The 24,897-nt window shown below is 71.5% G+C and carries 24 protein-coding genes; 13 read left to right on the top strand and 11 right to left on the bottom strand.

The genetic code is table 11. The annotated features are described in order from the left end of the window. Window positions 1-64: 64 nt before the first annotated feature. The 9 genes from rnc to rsmD form a co-directional block, all read right to left on the bottom strand. Window positions 65-823 carry a ribonuclease III gene (rnc, locus tag ABFJ78_RS27275; protein WP_436389462.1) on the bottom strand — a complete coding sequence of 253 codons (759 nt, stop codon included), beginning with the start codon at window positions 821-823 and terminating at the stop codon, window positions 65-67. 13 nt (window positions 824-836) lie between these two features. After that, window positions 837-1,019, bottom strand: a complete 183-nt coding sequence (gene rpmF / locus ABFJ78_RS27270) for a 50S ribosomal protein L32 (protein ID WP_003090635.1) — start codon at window positions 1,017-1,019, stop codon at window positions 837-839. Window positions 1,020-1,108: 89 nt separating this feature from the next. Beyond that, window positions 1,109-1,696 carry a YceD family protein gene (locus ABFJ78_RS27265; protein ID WP_436389461.1) on the bottom strand — a complete coding sequence of 196 codons (588 nt, stop codon included), beginning with the start codon at window positions 1,694-1,696 and terminating at the stop codon, window positions 1,109-1,111. Between the two features lie 512 nt (window positions 1,697-2,208). Next, window positions 2,209-2,937, bottom strand: a complete 729-nt coding sequence (locus tag ABFJ78_RS27260) for a DivIVA domain-containing protein (RefSeq protein ID WP_436389460.1) — start codon at window positions 2,935-2,937, stop codon at window positions 2,209-2,211. Between the two features lie 114 nt (window positions 2,938-3,051). Next, on the bottom strand, window positions 3,052-3,852 hold the full coding sequence (locus ABFJ78_RS27255; protein ID WP_436389459.1) for a hypothetical protein: 801 nt from the start codon (window positions 3,850-3,852) through the stop codon (window positions 3,052-3,054). Further along, window positions 3,852-4,361 carry an RNA polymerase sigma factor gene (locus tag ABFJ78_RS27250; RefSeq protein WP_436389458.1) on the bottom strand — a complete coding sequence of 170 codons (510 nt, stop codon included), beginning with the start codon at window positions 4,359-4,361 and terminating at the stop codon, window positions 3,852-3,854. Before ABFJ78_RS27250 ends, ABFJ78_RS27255 begins: the two co-directional genes overlap by 1 nt. 67 nt (window positions 4,362-4,428) lie before the next feature. Then, a complete protein-coding gene (locus ABFJ78_RS27245; protein WP_436389457.1) occupies window positions 4,429-5,130 on the bottom strand; it encodes a ribonuclease domain-containing protein in 702 nt (233 codons plus the stop codon). A gap of 94 nt (window positions 5,131-5,224) precedes the next feature. Continuing rightward, window positions 5,225-5,710, bottom strand: a complete 486-nt coding sequence (gene coaD / locus ABFJ78_RS27240) for a pantetheine-phosphate adenylyltransferase (protein WP_436389456.1) — start codon at window positions 5,708-5,710, stop codon at window positions 5,225-5,227. Between the two features lie 43 nt (window positions 5,711-5,753). Further along, window positions 5,754-6,314 (bottom strand): 16S rRNA (guanine(966)-N(2))-methyltransferase RsmD, encoded by a 561-nt coding sequence (gene rsmD, locus ABFJ78_RS27235; protein ID WP_436389455.1) that lies wholly within the window; start codon window positions 6,312-6,314, stop codon window positions 5,754-5,756. 123 nt (window positions 6,315-6,437) lie between these two features. On the opposite strand from rsmD, the gene ABFJ78_RS27230 reads away from it, so the two are divergent. Next, a complete protein-coding gene (locus ABFJ78_RS27230) occupies window positions 6,438-8,552 on the top strand; it encodes a HelD family protein (RefSeq protein ID WP_436389454.1) in 2,115 nt (704 codons plus the stop codon). 520 nt (window positions 8,553-9,072) lie between these two features. Here the strand turns inward: ABFJ78_RS27230 and ABFJ78_RS27225 are convergent. Next, complete coding sequence (locus ABFJ78_RS27225) at window positions 9,073-12,894, bottom strand: nSTAND1 domain-containing NTPase (RefSeq protein WP_436389453.1); 3,822 nt, start codon at window positions 12,892-12,894, stop codon at window positions 9,073-9,075. A gap of 116 nt (window positions 12,895-13,010) precedes the next feature. Beyond that, the gene (locus ABFJ78_RS27220; RefSeq protein ID WP_436389452.1) at window positions 13,011-13,490 is read right to left on the bottom strand and encodes an NUDIX hydrolase; all 480 of its coding nucleotides are present in this window, start codon (window positions 13,488-13,490) and stop codon (window positions 13,011-13,013) included. Between the two features lie 78 nt (window positions 13,491-13,568). Between ABFJ78_RS27220 and ABFJ78_RS27215 the strand changes: the two genes are divergently transcribed. The 12 genes from ABFJ78_RS27215 (at window position 13,569) to ABFJ78_RS27160 (ending at window position 24,889) form a co-directional block, all read left to right on the top strand. Continuing rightward, window positions 13,569-14,561: an LLM class flavin-dependent oxidoreductase gene (locus tag ABFJ78_RS27215; RefSeq protein ID WP_436389451.1), complete on the top strand. Its 993-nt coding sequence runs from the start codon at window positions 13,569-13,571 to the stop codon at window positions 14,559-14,561. 374 nt (window positions 14,562-14,935) lie between these two features. Next, entirely contained in the window at window positions 14,936-15,730 is a 795-nt protein-coding gene (locus ABFJ78_RS27210) for an MlaE family ABC transporter permease (protein ID WP_436389449.1), read from the top strand. Between the two features lie 2 nt (window positions 15,731-15,732). Then, window positions 15,733-16,584 carry an MlaE family ABC transporter permease gene (locus ABFJ78_RS27205; protein WP_372670467.1) on the top strand — a complete coding sequence of 284 codons (852 nt, stop codon included), beginning with the start codon at window positions 15,733-15,735 and terminating at the stop codon, window positions 16,582-16,584. Continuing rightward, entirely contained in the window at window positions 16,581-17,858 is a 1,278-nt protein-coding gene (locus ABFJ78_RS27200) for an MCE family protein (RefSeq protein ID WP_436389446.1), read from the top strand. Before ABFJ78_RS27205 ends, ABFJ78_RS27200 begins: the two co-directional genes overlap by 4 nt. Further along, complete coding sequence (locus tag ABFJ78_RS27195; protein ID WP_436389444.1) at window positions 17,855-18,862, top strand: MCE family protein; 1,008 nt, start codon at window positions 17,855-17,857, stop codon at window positions 18,860-18,862. The genes ABFJ78_RS27200 and ABFJ78_RS27195 overlap by 4 nt, the downstream gene beginning before the upstream one ends. Then, window positions 18,859-19,851, top strand: coding sequence for an MCE family protein (locus tag ABFJ78_RS27190; protein WP_436389441.1), 993 nt, complete (start codon window positions 18,859-18,861; stop codon window positions 19,849-19,851). Before ABFJ78_RS27195 ends, ABFJ78_RS27190 begins: the two co-directional genes overlap by 4 nt. Beyond that, complete coding sequence (locus ABFJ78_RS27185) at window positions 19,848-20,852, top strand: MCE family protein (protein WP_436389438.1); 1,005 nt, start codon at window positions 19,848-19,850, stop codon at window positions 20,850-20,852. The genes ABFJ78_RS27190 and ABFJ78_RS27185 overlap by 4 nt, the downstream gene beginning before the upstream one ends. Then, a complete protein-coding gene (locus tag ABFJ78_RS27180; protein WP_436389435.1) occupies window positions 20,849-21,910 on the top strand; it encodes an MCE family protein in 1,062 nt (353 codons plus the stop codon). The genes ABFJ78_RS27185 and ABFJ78_RS27180 overlap by 4 nt, the downstream gene beginning before the upstream one ends. Beyond that, on the top strand, window positions 21,910-23,115 hold the full coding sequence (locus tag ABFJ78_RS27175) for an MCE family protein (RefSeq protein ID WP_436389432.1): 1,206 nt from the start codon (window positions 21,910-21,912) through the stop codon (window positions 23,113-23,115). The genes ABFJ78_RS27180 and ABFJ78_RS27175 overlap by 1 nt, the downstream gene beginning before the upstream one ends. Further along, window positions 23,100-23,615, top strand: a complete 516-nt coding sequence (locus ABFJ78_RS27170) for a hypothetical protein (protein ID WP_436389429.1) — start codon at window positions 23,100-23,102, stop codon at window positions 23,613-23,615. Before ABFJ78_RS27175 ends, ABFJ78_RS27170 begins: the two co-directional genes overlap by 16 nt. Then, entirely contained in the window at window positions 23,612-24,181 is a 570-nt protein-coding gene (locus tag ABFJ78_RS27165; RefSeq protein WP_436389426.1) for a hypothetical protein, read from the top strand. Before ABFJ78_RS27170 ends, ABFJ78_RS27165 begins: the two co-directional genes overlap by 4 nt. A 42-nt stretch (window positions 24,182-24,223) precedes the next feature. Beyond that, entirely contained in the window at window positions 24,224-24,889 is a 666-nt protein-coding gene (locus ABFJ78_RS27160) for a hypothetical protein (RefSeq protein ID WP_436389424.1), read from the top strand. Window positions 24,890-24,897: the final 8 nt, after the last annotated feature.

Raw genomic sequence — 24,897 nt, 5'->3', positions numbered from 1 at the left:
AGCGCGGCGGATCGCCACACGCTACTGAGCGGTTCGGGAAATCGTCAACGGAGGTTCCCGGTGATCAGGACTCCGCGTCTTCCTTCTTCTCGGCCTTCTCGGCCTCGAGTTCGGCGGACAGCGAGCGCCACGCCGTCTCGGCGGCCTTCTGCTCGGCTTCCTTCTTCGTCGAGCCGGTGCCGTGGCCGAGGGGACGGCCGGCGACGAGCACCGTGGCCGTGAACTCCTTGCGGTGGTCCGGCCCGGTGTCCTCGACCTTGTACTCGGGCACGCCGAGGCCGGCCGACGCGGTCAGCTCCTGCAGGCTCGTCTTCCAGTCGAGCCCGGCACCGCGCAGCGGCGCTTCGGCGAGCAGGCCGTCGAAGAGGTGGTGCACGAGCTTGCGGGCGATCTCGATGCCGTGCTCGAGGTAGACGGCACCGATGACCGCCTCCAGCCCGTCGGCGAGGATGCTCGCCTTGTCCCGGCCGCCGGTGAGCTCTTCGCCCTTGCCGAGCAGCAGGTGCGCCCCGAGCCCGCCCTCGCCGAGCCCGCGGGCGACCCGCGCCAGCGCGTGCATGTTGACGACGCTGGCGCGGAGCTTCGCGAGCTGACCTTCGGGCAGGTCGGGGTGTGTGGTGTAGAGGTGGTCGGTGACGACCAGGCCGAGCACCGCGTCACCGAGGAACTCGAGCCGCTCGTTCGGCGGCAGACCCCCGTTTTCGTACGCGTACGAACGGTGGGTCAGCGACAGCCGGAGCAGCTCGGGGTCGAGTGTGACCCCGAGCGCTTCGAGCAACGGCGCCGGATCGGCGGGTGGTCCCCCGGGCGTCTTGCCCCCCATGTCGGCTACCCGATCAGGCGGGCTCGACGACCTGGCGGCCGTTGTGCTGGCCGCACGACGGGCACGCGACGTGCTGGAGCTTCGGCTGCTTGCAGGCGCGGTTGGAGCAGGGCACCAGCTGCACCGGAGCCGCCTTCCACTGGCTGCGGCGGGAGCGCGTGTTGGATCGCGACATCTTCCGCTTCGGGACGGCCACGAGTAGATCTCCTTAAGACGGTCTGCTCGCGGTCGTGCGAGCGAACTTTCTCACCGGATCGAGCTGGGGCGCTCGTCAGGTTTGCTTCTTCAGCTGGGCCCGGGCTTTTCGCCCGCGTTCTCGTCGAAGCGCTCGACCAGTGCGGCCCACCGAGGGTCTATCTTCTCATGCCCGTGTCCGGGCTCGAGATCGGCCCACTTGACGCCGCACTCCGTGCAGAGCCCGGCGCAGTCTTCGGTGCACAGCGGCGCCAGCGGGAGGGCCAGCACGATCGCGTCGCGCACGATGGGTTCGAGGTCGATCCGGTCGTCGACCAGCCGGGGGATCTCGTCCTCGTCGGTGGTCTCCTCGGTGGCCGAGCCCGGGTAGGCGAACAGCTCCTGGACCTCGACCTCGACCTCTTCGGTGATGGGGTCGAGGCAGCGGGCGCAGGTGCCCTTCGCCGTGGCCTTCGCGGTGCCGCTGACGAGGACGCCTTCGACGACGGACTCGAGGAGCAGGTCGAGTTCCAGCTCGGAGCCGGCTTCGATGGTGATGACATCGGGGACGCCGAGCGGCGTCTCCACCGGCACGCTGCGCTTGAGGGCGCGGCTGAGGCCGGCGTGACGGCCGAGCTCACGGGTGTCGATCACCCAGGGGCTGCGGTCGTCGAGCTGGGGGGTCTTGTTCTCGGACATCCAGTCCAGAGTACGCACTGGTCGCCACCCCTTTTGAGCTGGGACCCCAGGGTCGGACGACGTGAATGAGTCATTCACGTCGTCAGGTGACAGGGGGCTCCGGCAAAGTCGTGGCCGCGCGGCCTGCCCGGCGTCGCGGCGATGTCATGAAAGGGTCGTTCATGTCGTCTGACGAGGTGAACGACCCGTTCATGACGTGCGGGCGACCGGATCGGCCGCGCTGACCTGACTTTGCCGGGATCCTGTCACCAGACGACATGAATGAGTCGTTCATGTCGTCGGTGGGCGCGGTAGGGCACTGACGGGGGGCGGCGAGCCCCTCCGGCTACGCAGCCGATGTGGCGTTGGGGCGAGGCCGCGGAAGCCGGGCGGCCCCCGCCACTCCCAGGGGGGCGTCCCCGGTCCAGTTTACCGGCGCCGCCCGGCGAAAAGCCGGGAAAGGCGCCGCCGCGGGCCGGTTGTCCACAACCGGCCCGGCCTGGGGACAACCCCCGCTCAAGACGAGATTCGCGTCACACCTGGTAGTCGTACAGCGTCGGCCGGCCGCCCGAACTCGGCAGGTTCGCCGGCGAGCGCAGGTGGTTGCGGCCCGAGTCGACCGTTCGCAGCGTCGTCGCCAGGAGCTCCGAGAACTCCGCCAGCTTGCCGTCCACGTACGCGTCGCAGTCCGCGCGCTGGCGGTCGGCCTCCGCGTGGGCTTCGTCCACGATCCTCGCCGACTCCGCGTGGGCCGCCTGGACGACCTCCGTCTGGGCCACCATCCGCGCCTGCTCGGCGCGGCCGTCCTCGATCGCGCGGTCGTACGCGTCGCGGCCGGCCTGGATCATGCGCTCGGACTCCGCCCGGGAGCGGTCCGTGAGGTTCTGGTACTCCGCCTGGCCCGCCGCCACCGTGCGGTCGGCCTGGTCGTGGGCGTCGGCGAGCATCTGCTCGGCGCGGGCGCGCGCGTCGGCCAGGATGCGCTCGGCCTCGTCCGTCGCGTCCGCGATCGCGCGCTCGGCCTCGGCGTTGGCCCCCGCCACCGTCTCCCCCGCCTCCTTGCGGGCGGCGTGGATCAGGTCGTCGCGCTTGTCGAGGACGTCCTGGGCGTCGTCGACCTCCGCGGGGAGCGCGTCGCGGACGTCGTCGAGGAGTTCGAGCACGTCGCCGCGGGGCACCACGCAGCTGGACGTCATCGGGACGCCGCGCGCCTCCTCGACGATGGTGACGAGCTCGTCGAGCGCCTCGAAAACCCGGTACACGGCAACTCCAATCCCCTGTCGCTGGGACCAGTCTGCCCGTTTCCGCGGCCGAACCGGTGAACGCCACCGGCACCGGGCGTGTCCCCGTGGACCGCGCCCGGTGCCGGTGTCCCCCTACTGGGTCGCGAAGCCCGGGTCGGTGACCAACGCGATCAGCTGCCGGTCGTCGAGGCTCGGTCCGCCGCCGGTCCGGAAGCCGGCCGCGTCGGCCGGAAGGCCCAGGTCGGCCGCCGCCATCACGGACAGACCCCCCATGTCGTCGACGTCGGCAGCGGTCCCGTCGGCGCGGTAGTGCACGGCGCCGCGCCCGTCCACCTTCCCGGTCGGGGGTCGGCCCGGCAGCCCTTCGCTGTATTCGGTGATCACGACCGTGCTGCCGTCGGGCCGGGGGATCTTGTCGCACCGCATCGACGCTTCCGGCGGGCACGCCTCCGCCACCGGCCGCGTGTTCCGCGCCACGGTGAGCTTCCCCATGACGCCGAAGTTGAAGCTGTGACCCTTCCCCTCGTGGTCGACGAAGGACACGGTCGTGCCCATCTCGTCGGGGTGCAGCTCGCCGCCCAGGGTGAAGAAGCTGTCGATGACGATCTTGCGCGCCCCCGGGATCACGGTCGGCAGCACTTCCTTCAGGTGCGCCATGTTCCGCTGCTCGAGCGGCGTCTGCGGCTGCTGCGGCGGCTTCACCACGATCACCGGCGGCAGGTACGTCGCCGCCGGGGGCGCGGGCTGCGGTGGCGACGGCCGCAGCGCCACGACCGCCGCGCCGGCGATCCCCAGCGTCACCACCACGGTCGCCACCGTCGCGCGGCGGTTGCGCACCCGCTTCGCCGCCTTCGTCACGACGTCGTCGGGGTCGAACCCCAGGGGCGGCTCGGCGAGCGACACCTCGCGCAGCCGCGTCTCCAAGTCGGTCATCACACGCTCCTCTCGGCGGCCTCGGGCCGCGTCAGAGCCGCGCGCAGGGCTTCGAGCCCGCGCGCGGCCTGGCTCCGGACGGTTCCTTCCGAGCAGCGCAGTGCCTTCGCGACTTCGGCGACCGGGAGGTCGGCGCAGTAGCGGAGCACGACGGCGGCGCGCTGCTTCGGTGGAACCCCGGCGAGGGCGCGGAGCAGGTCACCGGAGATGCCGGCGTCGGCCGCATCGGGCCGCGGCTCCTCGGGGACGACCCCGTCGCGGCGCTCGTTGCGCCGCCACGGCCGTCGCCGCTCGTCGAGCCAGCAGCGGAGCAGGACCTGTCTCGCGTAGTTGTCGACTGGCCCCGTCCGGGCGACCTTCGGCCAGACCCGGTAGAGCTTGATGAGCGCGACCTGGACCAGGTCTTCGGCCAGGTGCCAGTCGCCGCACAGGAGGAACGCCGTCCGCCGCAGCGGCAGCGCCCGTTCCCTGGCGAACTCCCGGAACCCCGCTTCGTCCCCAGCCCGCATCGCGCCTCCCCGTCCGATGTTCCCCCGGTACTCACGGACGGGGAAGCGCGGCGCGTTGCACGCGGACTCAGGAATTCAGGTCGATCCGCTTGAACGTGACGTAGTGGTCGGGCGTGTAGGCCAGTTCGCCCGCCTTGCCGGAGATCACGCGGTCGTTCGTGCCCACGGTGAACAGCTTGTAGTAGCCGGACGCGCAGGCCGGGAGCACGCCTTCGCGGTTCTCGTAGGTCGTGCTGCTGGTCGCGCCGCCGCGGACGTTGTCGACCACCGTGCGAGCCGCCGACGAGAGCTGCGAGTAGCCGATCTTGGTCAGGCCCGACAGGTCGCCGCAGGCGTGGGTCGTGCCGCCGCCGGAGATGTCGATGACCTTGAACGTCGCGTAGTGGTCGCCGGTGTAGAAGTACTCGCCGCCCGAGCCGGTCACGATGCGGCGCGTGCCGCGGTTGCTCGAGCCGGGCGTCGGCACCGTGTACTCGTGGTAGTAGCCCGACGCGCACGACGGGAGGATGCCTTCGCGGTTGTCGAAGACGACGCCGTCGTTCTGCGGGTACGGGAACGGGCCGCCCTTCTGGATCAGGTTGTACGTCGTCGTCGCCTCGGCGGGCAGGGCCGAGAGCGTCGTGTGCGAGAACCCGGAGAGGTTGCCGCACGCGTTCTGCGCGGCGACCGCGGGTGCGTTCGTCACCGCTTCGGCGGCGGTGACCCCCATGGACAACGTGGCCAGGAGCGCGAAGAGAACCGCGACCAGGCGTGATCGGTTGTTGGTCATTTTCGGACCGTAACCCGACCGGATGATCCTCAGAAGACGAGAACGTGAACTCGGGCGGCAGGAGCCGCAAGTCCCGACGAACGTAGGGGGCCGATCAGCGCCCGAGCTTCGGGAACTTCTCCGAGAGGCGCTCGTAGACCACCGCCGGCACGAGGTGCTCGATGTCGCCGCCGAGGGCCGCGACCTCCTTCACCAGCGAGCTGGACACGAACCCGTACGCCGGGTTGTTCGCCATCAGGAGCGTCTCGACGCCGGTCAGCTCGCGGTTCATCTGGGCCATCTGCAGCTCGTAGTCGAAGTCGCTGACCGAGCGCAGGCCCTTGGCGACGGCCGCGATGTCGTTCTCGCGGCAGTAGTCGACCAGCAGGCCCTCCCACGAGTCGACGCGCACGTTCGGCAGCTTCGAGGTGATCTCGCGCAGCATCTCCAGGCGCTCTTCGACCTCGAAGAGACCCTTCTTGCTCTTGTTCACCCCCACCGCGACGACGACCTCGTCGAACAGCACGCTCGCGCGTTCGATGATGTCGAGGTGGCCGTTGGTGGCCGGATCGTAGGAACCGGGACAGACCGCACGCCGCATGGCGCGGACGCTACCGTGCCGAACGGGGTTTCCGCCGTGTGGCTCACGCCACAGGCGAGTATTCGGCCCAGAAGACCGCCGTGTCGCCGTACTTCTTCGCGCGCGTCGGTTCGAAGCCCGGCGGCCAGTCCGGCTCGCCGTCGCGCGCGGCGCGTTCGATCACCACCAGCGCCGACGACCCGAGCCAGCCGCCCGCGGCCAGCGACGCCAGGACCTTGCCCAGCGCGGCCGCGTCGACGGCGTACGGCGGGTCCGCCAGGACCAGGTCGAACGAAGACGGCGCGGGTGCCGCGACGACCGTCTCGACCTGCCCGGCCCGGACCGTGCCGCCGAGGCCCAGCGCCGCGACGTTGCCGCGCAGGACGTCCACCGCGCGCCGGTCGGCCTCCACGAACAGGGCGTCCGACGCGCCGCGGGAGAGCGCTTCGAGGCCGAGCGCGCCGGAGCCGGCGTAGAGGTCGAGGACGTGGGCGCCGTCGACCTCCCCCGCCGTCTCGAGGGCGTTGAACAGGGCTTCCCGCACGCGCTCCGACGTCGGCCGGGTGCCCTTCGGCGGCACCTTCAGCCGCCGCCCGCCCGCCGTCCCGGCCACGATCCTGGTCACGCCTTGATTGTGCGGTGATGACGCGCGGCACTCAGAACCGGGACATCGGTGTGCCCGCCGGAGCCAACGCGTAGAGTCGTTCTTCGCCCTCGGAGGCGATCCAGAGCTGTCAAGGAGCCATGCGTGTCGGAACCTCGGGTCAGACGGGCCGAGATCGCCATCGAACAAGCCCACGTCGATCGCGTGTACACCCGTCTGGACGAACTGCGCACCCAAGCCGAGGCGATGCGCACCAAGGGCTACGAGATCGGCCAGGGCGCGCAGCGCGAGGCGATCTTCGAGCAGGCGTCGATGCTGTTCGAGCGCGACATGATGGTCTACCACGCGAACCAGACGCTCCAGTCGCTCGACGCCGAGTACGAAGGGCTCGTCTTCGGCCGCCTCGACGACCGCGACGGCGAACGCACCTACGTCGGCCGGCTCGGCATCCGCGACGCCGAGTTCGACAACCTCGTCACGGACTGGCGCGCGCCCGCCGCGGCCGCGTTCTACCAGGCCACCGCCGAGGAACCGATGGACGTCGTGCGGCGGCGCGTGATCCGCTGCTCTGGCCAGAACGTCCTCGACGTCGACGACGACGTCCTGATCGCCGACGCCGTCCCCGAGGACATGCGGATCGTCGGCGAAGGCGCGCTGATGGCCGCGCTGGGGCGCTCGCGCGGCGAGAAGATGCGCGACATCGTCGCGACCATCCAGAAGGAGCAGGACGAGGTCATCCGGGCGCCGTGGCGCGGGGTCACCGAGATCACCGGCGGCCCGGGCACCGGCAAGACGGCCGTCGCCCTGCACCGCGCGGCCTACCTGCTGTACCGCTACCGCCGTCAGCTGGGCGGGGCGGGCGTGCTCGTGATCGGGCCGTCGGGCGTGTTCACCAGCTACATCTCGCGAGTGCTCCCCTCGATGGGTGAGACGAACGTCGAACTGCGCGCGCTCGGCGAGGTCCTCGACGGGCTGGAGGCGACCCGGCAGGACGCGGCGCCGCTGGCCGCGATCAAGGGATCGCTGCGGATGCGCAAGATCCTGCTGCGGGCGCTGCGCGACACGCCGCCGGGCGCGCCGGAGGAGATGCGGATCGTCTACCGCGGCGAGGTCCTCAAGCTGACCGCGCGGGAGCTGGAGAAGGTGCGCCGCAAGGCCCACACGCAGGGTGCGCCGCCGAACCGGTCGCGGATCCGGGCGGCGGAGCTGCTGCTCGACGCGCTGGCGGCGAAGGCCGAGGAGTACGCGAAGGCCGACGGGAAGCAGATCGACCGCGCGGAGCTGATCACCGACCTGGGCGAGCGGATCGACTTCCACCGCTTCCTGGTCGTCTGGTGGCCGGTGCTCTACCCGGCGCAGATCCTCAAGTGGCTGGGCGAGGAGAAGCGGCTGGCGTCGGTGGCGAAGGGCGTCCTGAACCGGCAGGAGATCTCGCTGCTGGCGGCGGACCTCGCGGACCGCTCACGGGGCTGGTCGATCGCGGACGTCGCGCTGCTCGACGAGCTGCGCGTGCTGATCGGGCCGCCGCCGAAGCGCAAGCGGCGCCAGATGATCGAGGTCGAGCCGGAACGCTCCGGCGGGGCGCCGACGCGCCCGGAGCACTACGACGAGTACTCGCACGTCGTCGTCGACGAGTCGCAGGACCTCTCGCCGATGCAGTGGCGGATGGTCGGGCGGCGCGGCAAGTACGCGAGCTGGACCGTCGTCGGCGACCCGGTGCAGAGCTCGTGGCCGGACCCGGCGGAGGCGGCTTCCGCGCGCGACCAGGCGTTCGGCGTCAAGACGGCGAGGCGGCGGTTCACGCTGCGCACGAACTACCGGAACTCGGCGGAGATCTTCGACCTCGCGGCCAAGGTCGTGGCCGGGCACGCGGAGTCGGGCGAGCTGCCGGTGGCCGTCCGCAAGACCGGCGTCGAGCCGGAGGTCCGCCCGGTCGAGGCGGCGGGCTTGGCGGCCGCGACGCAGGCGGCGGTGAAGGAGCTGCTGGGCGCGGTCGAGGGCACGGTCGGCGTCATCACGGCGATGGACCGGGTGCCGGAGGTCGCGGGCTGGGTGTCGGGGCAGGCGGACGAGCGGTTGAAGGTCGTCGGCAGTCTCGATTCGAAGGGCTTGGAGTACGACGCGGTGGTTCTTGTCGAGCCGAACGACTTGATCACGGAGTCGACGACGGGGCGGCGGGTGCTGTACGTGGCGCTGACCCGGGCTACGCAGCAGCTGATCGTGCTCGCCTCGAACCCCGACTGGATCCCGGCCGGCTGACCCAACGACATGAAAGGGTCGTTCATGTCGTCAGATGACATGAACGACCCTTTCATGGCTTGTGGTAGGCGGAGACTCGCTCGGGCGGCCAGCTCGGCCTCGTCGGCGCCGGGCTTCGAAAGCGCTTGCGCGCGGAGCCGGGGCAACCCCGGAACCATCCGCCGCGACCCCGGCCGAGCCCCTCGCCGGTCTGGACCCGGCCAACCGCAGCCCCGTGCGCTCGCGAGCCCGAACCCGGCCGACCGGGCCGGGCCACCCGCACGACGTGAAAGGGTCATTCATGTCGTCTGGCGACATGAATGACCCTTTCACGTCGTGCGGCGGGCCGGGCTGACCGGCCCCGGACACGCTGAAGGGCTCCTTCGAGGGGCGGGATGCGGGGTTCCCGTGCCCTTGAAGGAGCCCTTCAGACCCCCGGTGAGTGAACGTCGTGGGACGTCGCCGTCCGAGGGCATGTCTAGTGGACAAACGTTGTTCGGTGTCCGCGCTCCGGCACCGAACAACAACGCCGAACAACTCGTTATGAACAGGGCGGCGAGTAATCGATGCCCGGCAGGCTCGCCGCCCACTCGGCTTCGGTGATGCGGGGCGCCGCGACCGCGCAGATTCTTTCGGCCGCCCGGTCAGGATCGGTCTCCGAGAACCGTACCTTGCCGTCCGCGACCGCGCTCGCCAGCGTGTGGCCGTCCGGGGCGAACTGCACCGCGTAGACCCGGTCCGCTTCCTCGGGCAGCGCCGCGTACGGCTCGGCGCGGGCGACGTCCCACAGCCGGACCGTGCGGTCGTAGCTGCCGGACGCCAGCACCCGGCCGTCGCCGCTGAAGGACACCGCCATGACGATGTCCGTGTGCCCGGCGAGGACCGCCGAAACCCGCGCGGCGGCCGGGTCGGCGACGGACCACAGGCGCACCACGCGGTCGGCGCCCGCGGTCGCCAGCGTGCGGCCGTCGGGGCTGAACGCGACCGAGAAGACCGTGTCGGTGTGCCCTTCGAGCTTGGCCAGCGGCCTCGGGGCCCGGGGCGCCGAGACGTCCCACAGCCGCGCGGTGTGGTCCCAGCCGCCGCTGGCCAGCGTCCGGCCGTCCGGGCTGAAGGCGAGCGTGTGGACGTCGTCGTCGTGGCCCTGGAGCTTCGCGATCTCGACCGGGTGCAGGCGGTCGGCGAGGTCCCAGAGCCGGACGGTGTGGCCGTCGCCCGCCGTGGCGAGGACCTTGCCGTCCGGGCTGAACGCGACCGCGTCGATGTCGTCGTGCGGGCGGGAGAACACCGTCGGCGGCCCGGGGTGGGCCGGGTCGGTGATGTCCCGCAGCGTCATCGTGTGGTCCCAGCTGCCGGTGGCGAGCGTGCGGCCGTCCGGGCTGATCGCGACGCCGCACACCGCGTCGCCGAAGCCGCCGATCGTGGCGACCGTCCGGGGCGCGGCCGGGTCGGCGAGGTCGTGCAGCCGCACCACCTCGTCGTAGCCGCCGGTCGCGAGCACCCCGCGGCCGAAGGCTTCGTGGCACGCCCGCGCGGTATGGGCCGGAACGGCGGGCCCGGGCAGGTCCCAGAGCCGGGCGGACTGGTCGTCGCTGGCCGTGGCGAGCGTGCGCCCGTCGCGGCTGAACGCCACGGACCCGACCGCGCCGATGTGCCCGGGCAGGGACTGCAGTTCACGCGGCTGCCGCGGGTCGGCGACGTCCCACAGCCGGGCGACGCGGTCGAAGCCGGTCGTGGCGAGGGTGTGCCCGCCGGGGCCGAACGCGACCGACCGGACGATCGCCTTGTGCGCGCCGAGCGACGTCAGCTGCGCCGGGGCGGCGGGATCGGTGACGTCCCACAAGCGCGCTGTCTGATCGGCCGAAGCCGTGGCGAGGGTGTGCCCGTCGGGGCTGAAGGCGACGTCGTGCACGACGTCGGTGTGCCCGGTCGCGACGCCGAGCGGGCGCCGCCCGGGGACGTCCCAGAGCCGGGCGGTGTCGTCGGCCGACGCCGAGGCGAGCACCCGGCCGTCCGGGCTGAAGGCGAGGTTGTTGACGTACGACGTGTGCCCGGTCAGCTCCCCCGCCGGCCGCGGGTGGGCGGGGTCGGCGGTGTCGTACAGCCGGAGCGTACCGGCGACGTCGCCGGTGACCAGCAGCGGCGCGACCGGGCTGAAGGCGACCGCGTAGGACTTGCCATCGCGGCGCTCGACGATCATCCCGGGCCCCGGCCGGGCGGGGTCGCTCACGTCCCAGACCCGGGCGGTTCCGTCGAAGCCGGCGGTGGCGACGGTCCGGCCGTCGGCGCTGAAGGCGACGTTGTTGACGTTGCCGGTGTGCCCGGTCAGGACGCCCAGCGGCACCGGGTGGTGCGAGTCGTGGACGTCCCACAGGCGCGCGGAGCCGTCCCAGCTCGCGGTGGCGAGGACACGGCCGTCCGGGCGCAGCGCGACGGTGTTGACCCGGCCGGTGTGCCCGGTGACGCGGGCCGAATACGGCGTCGCGAACACGCCGAGCACGCTGCTGCGGGCTTCGGCGCTCGGGTCGAGGCGGTACGCGGCGAGCGCGAGCTGCGCGGCCAGCGCGGGGTTGGTGGCGCGCATGGCCAGCGCCTGCCCGGCGACCTTCTGCGCGAGCGCGCTGTTGCGCTGGTCGGTGGCCGTGCTCTGGGCGTGCACGGCGTACGCGGTGGCCGCGACGGCGACGACCAGCAGCACGGCGAGCAGCGCGACGAGTTGGCGCAGCCGCCGGGTCCGGCGGCGGTCGCGCTCCTGTTCGGCGTGCTCGACGGCGAGGCTGGCGTCGAGGAACCGCCGTTCCCGCTGGGAAAGCGCGGTGTCCTGGCGCGCGGCCCACTCGCGGGCGATGGCCAGCCGGGTACCGCGGTAAAGCCAGCCGGAGTCCTCGCCGACGGCCTCCCAGGCGTCGGTCGCCTCGGTGAGCTGGCGGTGGACGCGCAGGCCTTCGCGGTCCTCGGTGAGCCACTCGCGCAACCGCGGCCAGCCGCGGATGAGGGCCTCGTGCGTGATCTCGATGCCGGTGTCGTCGAGCGTGACCAGCCGCGCGGCGGCGAGCCCGTCGAGCACGACGGCGGTGTCCTCGTCGTCGGTGTCGAGCTCGCCCCGGCCGATCCGGCGCTTGGTGTCTTCGGTGCCTTCGCCGAGCGCGGTCATCCGGAGGAAGACCTGCCGGGCCAGCCGCTGCTGCCGCGGCGAGAGCCGCGCGAAAGTGCTTTCCGACGTCTGGGCGATGGCCCGCTCGATGCCGCCGGTCGACTCGTACCCGGCCAGGGTGAGCGTGGTGCCACGGCGTCTTCGCCACGTTTCGAGGAGCGCGTGCGAGAGCAGCGGCAGCACGCCGGGCCGGCCGGTCGCGTCGGCGACGAGCCGCGACACGAGCGCGGTCTCGACGCGGTAGCCGGCGTCGACGGCGGGCCGCGAGATCGCCTGCCGGAGCTCCTCGGTGGTCATCGGGCCGACGAGGATCTGCGCGTCCTGCATGGCTTCGGCGAGGTCCGCGTGCCGCGCGCAGTGGGTGTAGAAGTCGGTGCGGATGCCGAGGACGACCCGGGTCCGGCTGCCGGGCTCGGTGGTCGCGGTGACGAGCGCGTCGAGGAAGCGGGCCCGCTCCTGCTCGTCCTGGCAGAGGGTGAAGACCTCTTCGAACTGGTCCACGACGAGCACGGTGTCAAGCGGGGGATGCCCCCACACCCCCGCCGGGGCGCTGCCCCGGAGCCCCGTTGCCCGGTCGGTGTCCTCCAGCTCGGCGAGCTGCCGGGCGGCGAGGCCGAGGTTGCGCGGGTGCGCGGCGAAGTCGTCGAGCAGCGCGCCGGGCGCGAGGCCGAGCGCGGCGGCGAACTTCACCGCGCACTCCTGCAGCGGCCGGGCGCCCGGGGTCAGCAGGACGACCGGGTCCTTCACCGACGGCAGCAGGCCGGCCCGCAGCAGCGACGACTTCCCCGAGCCGGAGGCGCCGAGAACGGCGAGAAAACGTTGTCCCGAAAGCCGGGTGACGAGCTTTTCGACCAGCCGTTCGCGGCCGAAGAACCGGCCCGCGTCGGCGGGGGTGAATGCGGCCAGCCCGACGTACGGCGGCTTTTCCCCGGTTTCCGGCTCGGGCGCGGCGGCCTCGTCCGGACGCGCGTCGTCGGCGACGGCGTGCCAGCGCTCTTCCCATTCAGCGGGCACTCCGCCGCAGGCCCGGACGTAGGCGAGGGTCACCGCCAGGCTGGGGAGTTTCCGCCCGCCGGCGGCCTCCGAAAGCGTCCCGGCCGAATAGTGCGCGCGCCGGCCGAGCTCGCGGTACGTCGGATTCCCGGCGCTTTCCCGCAACCGCCGCAGATCGGCGGCGAATGCGGTCAGCGGGTCGTCCCCGGGATCCAAGGGTCGCTCCGGACGCGGCACCCCGTCCTCCCTTTTCCGCTGGTTCCTCCCAACCGTATCGGGTCCGGCCCGGAGTCAGGGCCGGTTGGCGGAAACCGCCGGGCGGCAGCGTCCGGTCACGCGGTCGCGAGGACCCGCGCGGCGATCTCCGCGTCCAGCGGGCTCATGTCCGCGCCCACGGGCTCGCCGGGCGACCACCACCGGAAGCCGAGCCCCTCTTCGCTGAGGCTGAGCCGGGGCGCGGCGGCCAGGCCGGTCCGGTAGACGGCGAGCAGCTCCCGGCGCGCGGGCCGGGTCAGGGCGAACTCGGCCACCGCCGCGAAGGTCAGCGCCACCCCGCGGATGCCGGTCTCCTCGGCCAGTTCGCGGGCCGCCGCCCGGCGGCAGCTCTCCCCCGCCTCCCGCATGCCGCCGGGCAGCTCCCACTGCTGCCGCCGCCGGTCGAACATCATCAGGACGGCGCCGGCGTGGACGGCCACGACCAGGGAAGCGGGCATCGGAACCGCGGCGGCCAGCCGCGTGAGGTCGCTTTCCGCGACGTGGCGCACGGCCAGCAGGACGTTGCCCGCCCGATCGCGGAGGGGAAGCTCGGCCATGCGTCATCTTCCCCGGTCCGTGAAGGCCGTCACAGCGGGACGGGAAGCAAACGCGGCACCGGGGCGTTGACCCCGGTTGTGAGCTCACTGCCTGACGTGCCGCTGTCCGTGCTCGACCTGTCCCCCGTTTCGGAGGGGAACACCGTCGGCGAGACGCTGCGCAACACCCTGGACCTCGCCCGCCACGCGGAACGGCTGGGCTTCACCCGCTACTGGCTGGCCGAGCACCACAACATGCCCGGCATCGCCAGCTCCGCGACGGCCGTGCTCATCGGGCACGTCGCCGACGCGACCGAGCGGATCCGCGTCGGCTCCGGCGGGATCATGCTGCCCAACCACGCGCCGCTGGTCGTCGCCGAGCAGTTCGGCACCCTGGAGGCGTTCCACCCGGGCCGCATCGACCTCGGCATCGGCCGCGCGCCGGGCACCGACCAGCGGACGGCGCTGGCGCTGCGCGGCCCCGGCGGGCTGTCCGCGGACAACTTCCCGGAGCACCTGCAGGAGCTGATCGGCTACTTCACCCATTCGGAGGCCCGCGGGGTCAACGCGGTGGTCGCCGAGGGCAACCAGCCGCCGGTGTGGCTGCTCGGCTCGAGCGGCTTCAGCGCGCAGCTCGCCGGACGGCTCGGGCTGCCCTTCTCGTTCGCCCACCACTTCGCCGCCGAGAACACCATTCCGGCCGTGCAGCTGTACCGCGAGAACTTCCGGCCGGGCGTGCTCGACGAGCCGTACGTGATGCTCGGCGTGTCGGTCGTCGCGGCCGAGACGGACGAGCGCGCGCAGTTCCTCGCCGGGCCGTCCGGGCTGACGTTCCTGAGCCTCCGCCGCGGCCGCCCGATCGCGCTGCCGACGCCGGAGGAGGCGGCCGAGTACCCGTACACGGAGATGGACCGCGCGTTCCTGGCCGACCGCTTCGGCTCGAGCATCATCGGCTCGCCGGAGACGGTCCACAAGGGACTCGAACAGCTGCTGGCCGACACCGGCGCGAACGAGCTGATGGTCACGACGATGGTCCACGGGCACGCCGACCGGGTCCGGTCCTACGAGCTGCTGGCCGGCCTCAAGTCCTGACAGACGCGCTGAAGGGCACCTTCGTCTCACGAGGCGCGATGAAGGTGCCCTTCGGTGCGTCCGGTGTTACAAAGGTGCCCTTCCGCCTCTTCCGACGGTCGGGTCGGTATTTTCTTTTCCACTTTTGACAACAAGATCCGGTCCGTTTGTCAGCGCCGGACAAGAAATGCGCGGTTACCAGCCCGTGACCGCGTGATCCCGCTCAAGTTCTTGTCTCCCAGCAGGGCCCTCGTTAGCGTACCGACCAGTAGGAAACGGCACGGTGACCCCCGAGACCGTGAATGGCCGACATTTGTTACCCCGTTCGGACCATTTCCCCTTGCTCAGCTCGGGTGTATTCGGCGTGCCGCCGGAACCGCTGGGGAGGCACACGAATGGCCGAACGGACGACGACGACGTCGTTCCCCGGGGCCGCCGCGCTGCGGCAGACCGGGCGGCTCTACGGGCTCGGCCTCGACGTCGTCCGGCTGACGTTCCGCCGCCCGTTCCAGCTGCGTGAGCTGATCCAGCAGTTCTGGTTCATCGCGAGCGTCTCGATCCTGCCGACGGCCCTGGTCTCCATCCCGTTCGGCGCGGTCATCGCGCTGCACATCGGGTCGCTGACCACGCAGATCGGCGCGCAGTCGTTCACCGGCGCGGCCAGCGTGCTCGCCATCATCCAGCAGGCCAGCCCGATCGTCACCGCGCTGCTCATCGCCGGCGCAGGAGGAAGCGCCGTCTGCGCTGATCTTGGCTCCCGCACCATCCGCGAAGAGATCGACGCCATGGAGGTCCTCGGCGTCTCGCCCGTGCAGCGGCTGATCGTGCCGCGGGTGCTCGCCGCGATGGGCGTCGCCGTCTTCCTCAACGGCATGGTCAGCGTCGTCGGCGTGCTCGGCGGTTACTTCTTCAACGTGATCATGCAGCACGGGACGCCCGGCGCGTACCTGGCGAGCTTCTCGGCCCTGGCCCAGCTGCCCGACCTGTGGATCAGCGAGATCAAGGCGGTCATCTTCGGGTTCGTCGCCGGGGTCGTGGCCGCCTACCGCGGGCTGAACCCCAAGGGCGGGCCGAAGGGGGTCGGCGACGCCGTCAACCAGTCCGTCGTCATCACGTTCCTGCTGCTGTTCGTGCTGAACCTGGTGCTCACCACCGTCTACCTGCAACTCGTGCCGCCCAAGGGGAGCTGATCGTGACCACCACGGAACTCCCGAGAACGGCACGCGTCCGCGAGGCCGTCGACCGCCGGTTCGGTTTCCTCGACACCCTCGGCGACCAGATCCTCTTCTTCCTCCGCGCGATCGCCTGGATCCCGCGAGCACTGCACCGCTACCTGCGCGAGATCGTCCGCCTGCTGGCCGAAGTCAGCTTCGGCAGCGGCGCGCTCGCCGTCATCGGCGGCACGATCGGCGTGATGATCGGGATGACCGTCGCCACCGGCACGGTCGTCGGCCTGCAGGGCTACTCCGCGCTCAACCAGGTCGGGACGTCGGCGTTCGCCGGGTTCGTCTCCGCCTACTTCAACACGCGCGAGATCGCGCCGCTGGTGAGCGGCCTCGCCTTGAGCGCCACCGTCGGCTGCGGGTTCACCGCGCAGCTCGGCGCGATGCGGATCTCCGAGGAGATCGACGCCCTGGAAGTCATGGGTATCCCGAGCGTCCCGTATCTGGTGACGACGCGGGTGATCGCCGGCTTCCTCGCCGTCATCCCGCTCTACGCCATCGGGCTGCTGTCGAGCTACCTCGCCTCGCGGCAGATCACCGTCTGGTTCTTCGGCCAGTCCGCGGGCACCTACGACCACTACTTCCTGCTGTTCCTCCCACCCGGCGACGTGCTGTGGTCGTTCGGGAAGGTCCTGGTGTTCAGCGTCGTCGTGGTGCTCGCCCACTGCTACTACGGCTTCCGCGCGAGCGGCGGCCCGGCCGGCGTCGGCGTGGCGGTCGGCCGCGCGGTGCGCACCGCGATCGTCGCGATCAGCGTGCTCGACTTCTTCCTGTCCCTGGCGATCTGGGGTGCGACGACCACCGTGCAGGTGGCCGGATGAGAAGGGAAACCCGCCGCAAGGCCGGGATCCGCACCGCGGGCGTGCTGTTCCTGGTGGTGATGGGCGTGCTCGTGACGCTCTCGATCAAGGTGTACGACAAGGACTTCGTCAGCACGGTCCCGGTGACGCTCAAGGCGAGCCGGATCGGCAACCAGCTGCAGGCGGGTGGCCAGGTCAAGGCCCGTGGTGTGCTCGTCGGGGAGATCCGCGAAGTCCGGGCGACGCCGCAGGGCGCCGAGATAGCGCTTGCCCTGGAGCCGGACAAGGTGGACATGTTGCCCGGCAACGTCTCCGCGCTGCTGGTGCCGAAGACGCTGTTCGGCGAGCGGTACGTCCAGCTGTCCATTCCGGACGGTGTCCGCGCCCCGCACCTGGTCGCCGGCTCCGTGATCGAACAGGACCGTTCGGCGAACGCGATCGAGCTGGAGCGCGTCTTCGACAACCTGCTGCCGCTGCTGAAAGCCGTCCAGCCGCAGAAGCTCGCGACGACGCTGACCGCGGTGTCGACGGCGTTGCAGGGCCGCGGCGAACAGATCGGCGAAACGCTTTCCACCGCCGCGGACTACCTGACGGACTTCAACCCGCAGCTGCCGGCGTTCACCAAGGACGTGCGGGACCTAGCGTCGGTGTCCCGGCTCTACGGCGACATCGCCCCCGACCTCCTGGACGCGCTCACCGACTCCGCCGTCACGCTGAACACCGTGCGGGACAAGGCTCCCGACCTCGCGACGGTCTACCAGGAAGTCTCCAGCTCGTCGGGTGAGGTCCGGGAATTCCTGAACCGCAACAAGAACAACATCATCGCCCTCTCCGCCGACAGCCGTTCGGCGCTGGAGGTCGCGGCGCGCTACTCCCCCAGCTTCCCGTGCACCATCAAGGCGATGGACGCGCTGCGCGAGCCGGTCGACGAGGCGCTGGGGAAGGGCACGAACCAGCCCGGCATGCACGCGCAGGTCACCGTCAGCCAGGCGCGCGGCAAGTACGTGCCCGGCAAGGACGACCCGATGTACCCGGCCGATGGCGGCGGCCCGCGCTGCTACCCCAGCGGCGTCGCCCCGACGACCGGCACCGCCGCGGTCGCGCCCGGCGCGCCGCAGCACCCGCTGGTGACCGGCGCGCGTGACGACCTCGGCGTCGCGAACTCCCCGCAGGAGCGCGAACTGCTCGCCACGATCCTCGCACCGCAGCTCGGCGTGCCCACCGGGCAGGTCGCGGACTGGAGCAGCGTGCTGGTCGGCGCGCTCTACCGCGGCACGGAGGTGACGCTCAAGTGAGGAAGTTCGCCGCCCCGCTCATCAAGAGCCTCGTCTTCATCCTGGTCACCACGGCCGCGACCGTGCTGCTGGCCGTGTCCATCGCCAACACCGGCGTCGGCCGGACCGACCTCTACGGCGCCACGTTCACCGACGCGACGTCGCTGAACGTCGGCGACGACGTCCGGATCTCCGGCGTCCGGGTCGGCCAGGTCGAGGAGCTGGAGATCGCCGACCACAGCCTGGCGCACGTCCGGTTCTCCCTCGACGAGGGCCGGCAGCTCCCGGCCGACGTCGGCGCGGTCATCAAGTACCGCAACATGGTCGGGCAGCGCTACATCGCGCTCGAACGCGGCGCGGGCGGGAAGGGCACCCTGCCGGTCGGCGGCGAGATCCCGCTGGACCGCACGACGCCGGCGCTGGACCTGACCGACCTCTTCAACGGCTTCAAGCCGCTGTTCCAGGCGCTCTCGCCCACCGACGTCAACCAGCTCTCCGGCGAGATCGTCCAGGTGCTGCAGGGCGAAGGCGGCACGGTCGAGGAACTGCTCGCCCACACCGGCTCGCTGACGTCGACGCTGGCGAGCCGCGACCAGCTGATCGGCGACGTGATCACCAACCTCAACCACGTGCTCGGCACGGTGAACAGCAAGGGAACCGCGCTGACGACGTTGATCTCGACACTGCGCGAGCTGGTCTCCGGCCTGGCCGCGGACCGCACCGCGATCGGCGACGCGATCGGCGGTCTCGGCGACCTGTCCACGGCCACCGCGGGCCTGCTCGGCGACGCGCGGACGCCGTTGAAGGACGGCATCGCCGGGCTCGACCGCGTCACGAAGAACCTCGCCGACGAGAAGACCCTGCCCGGCCTCGAACAGACGCTGGGCACGCTGCCGGAGAAGCTGAACGGGCTGGGCCGGATCGCCTCCTACGGCTCGTGGATGAACTTCTACCTCTGCAGCGCCACCCTGCAGACCACGCCTCCGCGCGGAACGCCCGTCACGGCGGAGAGGTGCGGCTCGTGAAGTCCTTCAAGGAACGCAATCCGCTCACCCTCGGCGTCGCCGGGAGCGTCGTCCTCGCCGCGCTGCTGACCGTGACGTTCAACTACGACAACCTGCCGGTCGTCGGCGGCGGCACCACCTACCGCGCCGAGTTCTCGGAAGCGGCCGGGCTGCAGGCCGACGACGAGGTCCGCGTCGCCGGCATCAAGGTCGGCGAAGTGCGCGACGTCGAGCTGGCCGAGGACCACGTGCTCGTCACCTTCCGCGTCAAGAACGCGTGGGTCGGCGACCGGACGTCGGCGGAGATCCGGATCAAGACGTTGCTGGGCCGCAAGTTCCTCGCGCTCAAGCCGACCGGGGACGCCGTGCAGGACCCGGACCAGGCGATCCCGCGCACCCGGACCGTCACGCCCTACGACGTCACCGAGGCGTTCAACGGCCTCGCGAACACCGCCGGCTCGATCGACACCACGCAGCTGGCCGACAGCTTCACCGCGATCAGCGACACCTTCCGCAACGCCCCGGCCCACGTGCGCACCGCGCTCGACGGCCTGTCCGCGCTGTCGAAGACCGTGTCCTCGCGCGACGACCAGCTCGCCGACCTGCTGGCCAACGCCCGCAAGATCACCACGACGCTGGCGAACTCCAACGAGGACTTCGAGCAGCTGCTCTCCGACGGCAACCTGCTCCTGGGCGAGCTCGACCGGCGCCGCCAGGCCATCCACGACCTGCTGACCGGCGCGCAGGCACTGGCCACCCAGCTCTCCGGCCTCGTCGCCGACAACACCGCCGCGCTGAAGCCCGCGCTGAGCCAGCTGAACACGGTCACCGACCTGCTGTCGCGCCAGAACGGCAACCTGGAGAAGAGCCTGGCCGCCGCCGGCCCGGTGTTCCGGCTGGCGAACAACGCGCTGGGCAACGGCCGGTGGCTCGACGCCTACCTCTGCGGCCTGCTGCCGGAGAACCGCGACCCGTGCACGCCGCCGAAGCAGTTCGGAGCCCCGAAGTGAACGCCACCCGCACCTACCGGTTCCTCGCCGCGGCGGTCGTCACGGCGCTCGTCGTCGTGGCCGGGCTGTGGTGGATCTTCTCCGGCACCGGCCTCGACCGCGCCACCGTGCTGTTCTCCCGCGCGGTCGGCGTCTACAGCGGGTCCGACGTCCGGCTGCTCGGCGTCCGGATCGGCCAGGTCGAGTCGGTGACCCCGCGCGGCGAGCAGGTCGAGGTGACGCTGACCTACGACGGCTCGGCGCCGATCGCCGCCGACACCGACGTCGTCGTCATCGCCCCGAGCGTCGTCGCCGACCGGTACGTCCAGTTCTCCAAGCCCGCGCGCGGCGGCCCGCGGCTGGTCGACGGCGCGACCATCGGCGTCGACCGCAGCGCGACCCCGGTCGAGCTGGACGAGCTCTACGCCAGCCTCGACACGCTGACCAAGGCGCTCGGCCCGGACGGTGCCAACAAGAACGGCGCACTGTCGGACCTGCTCACCACCGGCGCGAACAACCTGCGGGGCAACGGAACCGCGTTCAACGACTCCGTGAAGCAGCTTTCCGAGCTGGCCCGGACGCTGGCCGGCAACTCCGGCGACCTGTTCACCACCGTCCGGGAGCTGCAGCGGTTCACATCGATGCTGGCCGCCAACGACGACCAGGTGGCCAAGGTCAACCAGCAGCTCTCGTCGGTGTCCGGCACCCTCTCGGCCAACCGCGACGAGCTGGCTTCGGCCCTGCGGTCGCTCGGCACCGCGCTCGGGGACATCCAGGGGTTCCTCAAGGACAACCGGGCGCTGATCAAGTCCAATGTGGACAAGCTGGCGGTGACCACGCAGACCCTGGTCGACCAGCGCGCGTCGCTGGCCGAGTACCTCGAGACCGCGCCGCTGGCCGCCACCAACCTGGTCCAGACGATCGACCCCGCCACCGGGGCGCTGCAGAGCCGCACCGACCTGCTCGACTACCTGCCGCTGCCGGTGACCGGGTCCGTCTACACGAACGAGGGCGGGCGATGAGACCACTGCGACGCGTAACCGCCTTGGCCGCCGGGTGTTGCCTGGTGCTGACGGCTTGTTCCGGCGAGTTCAAGGGCGTCTACGACCTGCCGCTGCCCGGCGGCGCCGACGTCGGCGACCACCCGTACCACGTCACCGTCCAGTTCGCCGACGTCCTCGACCTGGTGCCGCAGGCCGCGGTCAAGGTCGGCGACGTCCCGGTCGGCCGGGTCCAGACCATCCGGCTCGGCGCGGACGGCTGGACCGCGGAGGCCGTCGTCGAGGTCAACGGCGACGTCGTGCTGCCCGCCGACGCCGTCGCGCGGCTGCGGCAGTCCAGCCTGCTCGGCGAGAAGTTCGTCGAACTGGCCGCCCCGGAAGGGGAGCCGAAGGCGAGCGCGCGGCTGGCCGACAACGCCGTGATCCCGGTGTCGCGGACCAACCGCAACCCCGAGTTCGAAGAGGTCTTCGGCGCGCTTTCCCTGCTGCTCAACGGCGGCGGCATCGGGCAGCTGCAGACCATCAACCGCGAACTGTCCAAGGTGATGACCGGCAACGAGACGCAGATCCGCTCGTTCCTCTCCGGCGTCAACACCCTCGCCACCGACCTCGACGCGCACCGCCAGGACATCACCGCCGCCCTCGAAGGCGTCAACCAGCTCGCGACGACGCTCGCCGACCGCGACAAGCAGGTGTCCGGCGCGCTCACCGACCTGACGCCGGGCCTGCGCACGCTGACCGACCAGCGCACCCAGCTCGTGGCGATGCTGCAGTCGCTCGACGACCTCTCCGGCGTCGCGACCGACGTCATCCACAAGAGCAAGGACGACCTCGTCGCCGACCTGCGGGCGCTCGCCCCGGTCCTGCACCGCCTCGCCGACGCCGGCGCGTCGCTGCCGAAGGCCCTCGAGATCCTGCCGTCCTTCCCGTACACCGACGCGGTCATCCCGGCGATCAAGGGCGACTACCTCAACGTCTACCTGTCGGTCATCCCGGCGCCGGGGATGCCGCTGCCCCCGCCGGGAGAGGGCACCCCGCCCGGCCTGCCGGTCCTGCCGCTGCCCACGGGAGGCCGGTGATGCTGACCACCCGGGTCCGGATCCAGGTCGTCGCGTTCGTGGTGATCTCGCTCGTCACGGTCGCGTTCGTCGGCGCCAACTACGCCGGGATCGACCGGCTCTTCGGCGGCAGCGGCTACACCGTGAAGCTCGAACTCGCCGAGGGCGGCGGCATCTTCACGAACGGCGAAGTGACCTACCGCGGCGTCGCCGTCGGGCGGATCGGCGAGCTGCGGCTGACGCCGTCCGGCATGGAGGCCGACCTCGTCATCGACGGCTCGGCGCCGCCGATCCCGTCGAACGCCCAAGCCGTGGTGGCCAACCGGTCCGCGGTCGGCGAGCAGTACGTCGACCTGCAGCCGCGGACGTCCGACGGCCCGTACCTGGCCGGCGGCTCGGTCATCCCGCGCGAGAAGACCACGCTGCCGATGCCGGTGCAGCACCTGCTCGGCGACCTCGACTCGCTGACCGCGTCGGTGCCGACCGGCGACCTGCGCACGGTCGTCGACGAACTGGACGACGCACTGCGCGGCACCGGCCCCGACCTGCAGGTGCTGCTGGACACCGCGACGTCGTTCACCCGGGACGCGGCGGCCAACCTGCCGCAGACGACGAAGCTCATCGACGACGGCTCGACCGTGCTGCGCACCCAGCTGGACTCCTCGGCCGAGTGGCGCTCGTTCACGAGCAACGCCAAGCTGTTCGCCGCGCAACTGTCCTCTTCGGACGGTGACCTGCGCCGGCTGATCGCCACGGCGCCGCCCGCCGCGTCCGAGCTGGGAACCCTGCTGCGGGAGACCGACCCCGGCCTGCCGATCCTGCTGGCCAACCTGCTCACCACCGCGCAGGTGGTCCAGGCCCGCACCGGCGATCTGGAGCAGTTGCTGGTCGCGACGCCGAAGATGGTCGCGGCGACGTCGACGGCCTTCAACGGCGACGACGGCAACCTCGGCATGGCGCTGACGTTCTACGATCCGGTCCCCTGCCGGGCCGGGTACGAGGGCACGCGGTTCCGGCCCAGCACCGACACCTCGCCGCTGCCGTTCAACACCGGCGCGTCGTGCACGCTCGAGAAGGGCGACGCGACGTCGGTGCGCGGCTCGCAGAACGTGCCGCACCTGCCGGTGCCCGCGCCCGCGGTGCCCGGCTCCGGCGCTCCGCTCACCGCATCGAACGGCCTGGCGGTGTCCCCGACCCTCGAGGAGATGCTGTGGCTGGGAAAGTGAAGTGGCCGGTGCGGGCCGCGGTGCTCGCCGTCGTCGTCACCGCCGCCTTCGCGGGCTGGTCGGGGTTCACCTGGTACCGCACCGCGCACAGCGCCGAGCTGACCTACGGCACCGCGCGCGACGAGGCGCTGACCGCCGGCCGCGAGCTGGTCGCGCGGCTGTGCACCCTCGACTACCACCAGCTCGACCAGGGGCTCGCGCACTGGCTCGACGCGTCGACGGGCCCGCTGCACGACCGGCTGGCCCACACCGACGAGGCCACGAAGAAAACGCTCACCCAGGACGCGACGGTGTCCACCGGCAAGGTGCTGGACGCGGCGCTGAGCGAGCTGGACGAGCACGCCGGCACCGCGAAGCTGATCGCGTCGGTGGAGATCACCGCGCAGAAGGCAGGCGTCGCGCCGGCGACCAAGCGCAACCGGTTCGCCGCGGGGCTGAGCCGGACCGAGGGCGGCTGGAAGCTCAGCGCGCTCGACGAGCTGCCCGTGGGGGCGAGATGAGCACCACCACCGACGAAGAAGTCGACGCGGCTGCCGAGGAGGTCGTCGTCGAGGAGCCGCGGCGCCGCCGGTTCCTGCTGCCGCTGCTGGTCGCCGTCTCGGTGCTGCTGGCCGGCGCCGGCGTGGCGTTCACGCTGGCGGCACGGTCGGCGGCGGACGACCCGGCCGCGGCCAACCACGCCCTGACCGACGTCGGGGCCACCGCGGAGGTCACCTCGGCGGTGACGCTCGCGCTCAACCGGATCTTCTCCTACTCCTACGACCGGACCGACGTCACCGAGCGGGCCGCGAAGGACGTCCTGCGCGGCGACGCCCGCACCACCTATGACCGGCTGTTCGCTCAGGTGAAGGAAAAAGCACCGGCCCAGAAACTGGTGCTGACGACGCGGGTGACGTCTTGCGCGGTGCAGGAGATCCGCGACGGCCGCGCCCGGCTGCTCGTGTTCCTCGACCAATCGGCGACCCGCGCCGACAACAATTCCAGCAGTTCCGCCGCGGCCCAGCTTTCGGTGGTCGCGGAACGCGAGGGCAATGCCTGGAAAATCATCGGGCTCACCCCGCGCTGACCCCGTTTTACGCACGGTTGAACAATGCGAAGGAGAGTTGGCATGCCTACTTTGTCGCGCACTCGGAAGAACGGCCGTAAATGGGCGCGCGCGGCCGCGATCACGGCCGCCGCGGGCCTCGCGATGGGCGTCGCCGCGGTGCCCGCTTCGGCCGACGTGATCGAGATCCCGGTCGGCTACACGGTCACCGGCAGCACGGTCGTCAAGAAGACCGGCAGCGCGATGGCCCTGGGCCCGGGCAACCTCGACGGCGCCCTGATCATCGACGATCAGACCGGCTCGGTCGGCCTGCGCGCCGACCTCACGCTGCCGCCGTCGCAGGCCAACATCTCGCTGGTCTCGGGCATCTTCAAGATCAAGGCGAAGGTCAAGATCACCCCGACGGGCCCGGCCACGGGCACCATCGCCGACGGCACCCTGACCACGCACGCCCAGGCGAACATGGAGATCTACGACATCTGGGCGGGCCTGCTGGTCCCGGTGATCCCGCTGCCGACGGTGCCGGGCAGCTGCAAGGCGAGCAAGCCGCTCGACCTCGACCTGAGCGCCAAGGACGTGGACATCTTCGGCCCGAAGATCACGGTGACGGGCACGTACACGATCCCGGACTTCAAGAACTGCTTCATCGCCGACCTGGCCCTGGGCGCGCTGGTGTCCGGCCCGGGCAACACGATTTCCCTGGACCTGGCGGCCAAGACCGAAGGCTGACCCGGAAC

Source organism: Amycolatopsis sp. MEPSY49, from assembly GCF_051337345.1.
GTDB lineage: Bacteria > Actinomycetota > Actinomycetes > Mycobacteriales > Pseudonocardiaceae > Amycolatopsis.
The sequence above is the reverse complement of the archived record's forward strand: the minus strand, read 5'-3'. Positions and strand labels throughout refer to the sequence as shown.

Excerpts from the sequence above, each read along its gene's own strand:
- ABFJ78_RS27255 (WP_436389459.1), bottom strand. The coding sequence starts at position 3,852 with ATGACCGACTTGGAGACGCGGCTGCGCGAGGTGTCGCTCGCCGAGCCG.
- rnc (WP_436389462.1), bottom strand. The coding sequence starts at position 823 with ATGGGGGGCAAGACGCCCGGGGGACCACCCGCCGATCCGGCGCCGTTG.
- ABFJ78_RS27265 (WP_436389461.1), bottom strand. The coding sequence starts at position 1,696 with ATGTCCGAGAACAAGACCCCCCAGCTCGACGACCGCAGCCCCTGGGTG.
- ABFJ78_RS27160 (WP_436389424.1), top strand. The coding sequence starts at position 24,224 with ATGCCTACTTTGTCGCGCACTCGGAAGAACGGCCGTAAATGGGCGCGC.
- coaD (WP_436389456.1), bottom strand. The coding sequence starts at position 5,710 with ATGCGGCGTGCGGTCTGTCCCGGTTCCTACGATCCGGCCACCAACGGC.
- ABFJ78_RS27200 (WP_436389446.1), top strand. The coding sequence starts at position 16,581 with ATGAGAAGGGAAACCCGCCGCAAGGCCGGGATCCGCACCGCGGGCGTG.
- ABFJ78_RS27165 (WP_436389426.1), top strand. The coding sequence starts at position 23,612 with ATGAGCACCACCACCGACGAAGAAGTCGACGCGGCTGCCGAGGAGGTC.
- ABFJ78_RS27175 (WP_436389432.1), top strand. The coding sequence starts at position 21,910 with ATGCTGACCACCCGGGTCCGGATCCAGGTCGTCGCGTTCGTGGTGATC.
- ABFJ78_RS27210 (WP_436389449.1), top strand. The coding sequence starts at position 14,936 with ATGGCCGAACGGACGACGACGACGTCGTTCCCCGGGGCCGCCGCGCTG.
- ABFJ78_RS27245 (WP_436389457.1), bottom strand. The coding sequence starts at position 5,130 with ATGACCAACAACCGATCACGCCTGGTCGCGGTTCTCTTCGCGCTCCTG.
- ABFJ78_RS27250 (WP_436389458.1), bottom strand. The coding sequence starts at position 4,361 with ATGCGGGCTGGGGACGAAGCGGGGTTCCGGGAGTTCGCCAGGGAACGG.
- ABFJ78_RS27180 (WP_436389435.1), top strand. The coding sequence starts at position 20,849 with ATGAGACCACTGCGACGCGTAACCGCCTTGGCCGCCGGGTGTTGCCTG.
- ABFJ78_RS27220 (WP_436389452.1), bottom strand. The coding sequence starts at position 13,490 with ATGGCCGAGCTTCCCCTCCGCGATCGGGCGGGCAACGTCCTGCTGGCC.